1 protein-coding gene is annotated in these 3,905 nt (G+C 60.5%); it reads left to right on the top strand.

Annotated elements, in window-relative coordinates:
• The first annotated feature begins 879 nt into the window (after positions 1-879).
• Positions 880-3,771, top strand: coding sequence for a ribonucleoside-diphosphate reductase subunit alpha (locus OC610_RS22730; RefSeq protein ID WP_181288529.1), 2,892 nt, complete (start codon positions 880-882; stop codon positions 3,769-3,771).
• Positions 3,772-3,905: the final 134 nt, after the last annotated feature.

Here is a 3,905-nt window from a genome sequence, read left to right as displayed (position 1 = left end):
CTGGTCATCCTCGACGATCAAAATCTGCCAGGCTTCTTGTTCCACTGGGGGGCCTCTTCTTTTTGTGGGTATAAAGGAAAACGCGAACCCTGTGGGAGCGAGCTTGCTCGCGATAGCGGATTCACATCCACATTTTTGTCGGCTGATACACCGCCATCGCGAGCAAGCTCGCTCCCACAATGACTACCGCCCCTCCATCTTTTGTCATATCGGAAGAGGAGGATAAACACGCCCATGCACCGGCCGATTGTATAAACGCCGCCTGCGCAGAAAACAAGCGGACAAATGCGTTCGGTCGGGCTGGATTTGTGTGGTAACGTCCGCGCCCGCAAAAAACCTCGGACTGTTTTCGAGTCGTCAGAATCATTGAAAAAAGGCTCGCTCCAGCTAGGTCGCGGCCTACAGAGCAGTTCCACGTTTCGCACACAAATTACGCACAGGCTTATCCACAGGCAGCACGTTGATTCGTGCCCCAAAACGCATTATCTTGTAGCCCGCCGCGTAAAAAACCCTACATGTAGGGTTTCAGGCCAAAAACCAAACACAAGTTGGATAGAGAATTCAAGCGCTTTTCTTGCCTCTGTCCTCCTGCAACACCGCAGTTTCCCAAGTCCAGACCGCCCCTGCGGATGGCAACCGTTTCGGAGGTCGAAAACGACCGAAACGGTACGGGTGTTGCAGTCCTTTGCTGCCACCTTGCAAACCAGGTTTCGAGCCCAGGCCCGTTACCCAAGAACTTCGGATGGAGGCGGTGCCCGTGGCCCGCTTCCTACTGTCCCGAAGTTGTTATACCCGGCGCCAGTCGGTTGTAGTGCTTCAGGACGGAACGGTGGGCACCGTGATGGTGCCCAAATAAACATAGAGAACGTGGAGACACCCATGCACACCGACACAACTCGCGAGAACCCGCAGGGCACCGCGCCGCTGGCCGCCGATTCGAGCCCGGATCTGTCCGCCACCGCGCCGGGCCAACTGCGCGTGATCAAGCGTAACGGCACTGTCGTTCCCTACACCGATGACAAGATCACCGTCGCCATCACCAAAGCGTTCCTCGCAGTTGAGGGCGGCACCGCTGCCGCCTCGTCGCGAATCCACGACACCGTGGCCCGCCTGACCGAGCAGGTCACCGCGACCTTCAAGCGTCGCATGCCTTCGGGCGGCACCATCCACATCGAAGAAATCCAGGACCAGGTCGAACTGGCCCTGATGCGTGCCGGCGAGCAGAAAGTCGCTCGCGACTATGTGATCTACCGTGACTCCCGCGCCAAGGAGCGTGCCACCCGCACGCCGGCCGACGCACCGGTCCAGGCCCACCCTTCGATCCGCATCGCACGCGCCGACGGCAGCCTCGCGCCGCTGGACATGGGCCGCCTGAACACCATCGTCACCGAGGCCTGCGAAGGCCTGGAAGAAGTCGATGGCGACCTGATCCAGCGCGAAACCCTGAAGAACCTCTATGACGGCGTCGCCCTCAAGGACGTCAACACAGCCCTGGTGATGACCGCGCGGACCCTCGTGGAACGCGAGCCGAACTACTCGTTCGTGACCGCGCGCCTGCTGATGGACACCCTGCGCGCCGAAGGCCTGAGCTTCCTGGAAGTCGCCGAGAGCGCGACCCACCACGAAATGGCCGACCTGTACGCCAAGGCCTTGCCGGCCTACGTCGCCAAGGGTATCGAGTACGAATTGCTGAACCCTGTCCTGGCCGAATTCGACCTGGAAAAACTCGGCAAGGCGATCAACCACGAGCGCGACCAGCAGTTCACCTACCTGGGCCTGCAGACCCTGTACGACCGTTACTTCATCCACAAGGATGGCGTGCGCTTCGAACTGCCGCAGGTGTTCTTCATGCGCGTGGCCATGGGCCTGGCGATCGAAGAGAAGCAGCGTGAAGACCGTGCGATCGAGTTCTACAACCTGTTGTCGTCCTTCGACTACATGGCCTCGACTCCGACTCTGTTCAACGCTGGCACCCTGCGTCCACAGCTGTCGAGCTGCTACCTGACCACCGTGCCGGACGATTTGTCGGGCATCTACGGTGCGATCCACGACAACGCCATGCTGTCGAAATTCGCCGGCGGCCTGGGCAACGACTGGACCCCGGTCCGTGCATTGGGCTCCTACATCAAGGGCACCAACGGCAAATCCCAGGGCGTCGTTCCGTTCCTCAAAGTGGTCAACGACACCGCCGTTGCGGTCAACCAGGGCGGCAAGCGCAAGGGCGCGGTCTGTGCTTACCTGGAAACCTGGCACATGGACATCGAAGAGTTCATCGAGCTGCGCAAGAACACCGGTGATGACCGTCGTCGTACCCACGACATGAACACTGCCAACTGGATCCCTGACCTGTTCATGAAGCGCGTCTTCGATGACGGCAAGTGGACCCTGTTCTCGCCGTCCGAAGTGCCGGACCTGCACGACCTGACCGGCAAGGCCTTCGAAGAGCGCTACGAGTACTACGAAGCCCTGACCGAGTACAACAAGATCAAGCTGTTCAAAGTCGTCCAGGCCAAAGACCTGTGGCGCAAGATGCTGTCGATGCTGTTCGAAACCGGCCACCCATGGCTGACCTTCAAGGACCCATGCAACCTGCGCAGCCCGCAGCAGCACGTGGGCGTGGTCCACAGCTCGAACCTGTGCACCGAGATCACCCTGAACACCAACAAGGATGAGATCGCGGTCTGCAACCTGGGCTCGATCAACCTGCCGAACCACATCGTCGACGGCAAGCTGGACACCGCCAAGCTGCAACGCACCGTCAACACCGCCGTGCGCATGCTCGACAACGTGATCGACATCAACTACTACTCGGTGCCGCAAGCGAAGAACTCGAACTTCAAGCACCGTCCGGTCGGCCTGGGCATCATGGGCTTCCAGGACGCGCTGTACCTGCAGCACATCCCGTACGGTTCGGACGCCGCGGTCGAGTTCGCCGACAAGTCCATGGAAGCGGTCAGCTACTACGCGATCCAGGCTTCCTGCGACCTGGCCGACGAGCGCGGCGCCTACGAGACGTTCCAGGGTTCGCTGTGGTCCAAAGGCGTCCTGCCGCTGGACTCGCAACAGATCCTGATCGCCCAGCGTGGCGAGAAGTACATCGACGTCGACCTGAAGGAAACCCTGGACTGGGCACCGGTTCGTGCCCGTGTGCAGAAAGGCATCCGCAACTCGAACATCATGGCCATCGCACCGACCGCCACCATCGCCAACATCACTGGCGTGTCGCAGTCGATCGAACCGACCTACCAGAACCTGTACGTGAAATCGAACCTGTCGGGCGAATTCACCGTGATCAACCCGTACCTGGTCCGCGACCTCAAGGCCCGCGGCCTGTGGGACTCGGTCATGATCAACGACCTGAAGTACTACGACGGTTCGGTGCAGCAGATCGAGCGCATCCCGCAAGAACTCAAGGAGCTCTATGCCACCGCGTTCGAAGTGGACACCAAGTGGATCGTCGACGCCGCCAGCCGTCGCCAGAAGTGGATCGACCAGGCCCAGTCGCTGAACCTGTACATCGCCGGCGCCTCGGGCAAGAAGCTGGACGTGACCTACCGCATGGCTTGGTACCGTGGCCTGAAAACCACTTACTACCTCCGTGCCCTGGCCGCCACCAGCACCGAGAAGTCGACCATCAACACCGGCAAGCTGAACGCGGTTTCCAGCGGCGGCAACCACGGTGACGACTCGGTCCTGGCTGCTCCAGCAGGACCTGCGCCAGTGCCAAAGGCCTGCGCGATCGACGAGCCGGATTGCGAAGCTTGCCAATAAGCTGAGCGGGTGGGCGTGTAAAAGCGCCTGCTGAAAGAAGCCCCCGATAGACCGCTGGTTTATCGGGGGTTTTCTTTTGCCTGGAGGAATGTTGGCGACTGTCCCGGCCCCTTCGCGAGCAGGCTCGCTCCCAC

Source organism: Pseudomonas agronomica (assembly GCF_025917275.1).
GTDB classification, from domain to species: Bacteria; Pseudomonadota; Gammaproteobacteria; order Pseudomonadales; family Pseudomonadaceae; genus Aquipseudomonas; species Aquipseudomonas agronomica.
This window is presented reverse-complemented; position numbering and strand designations above follow the sequence as displayed.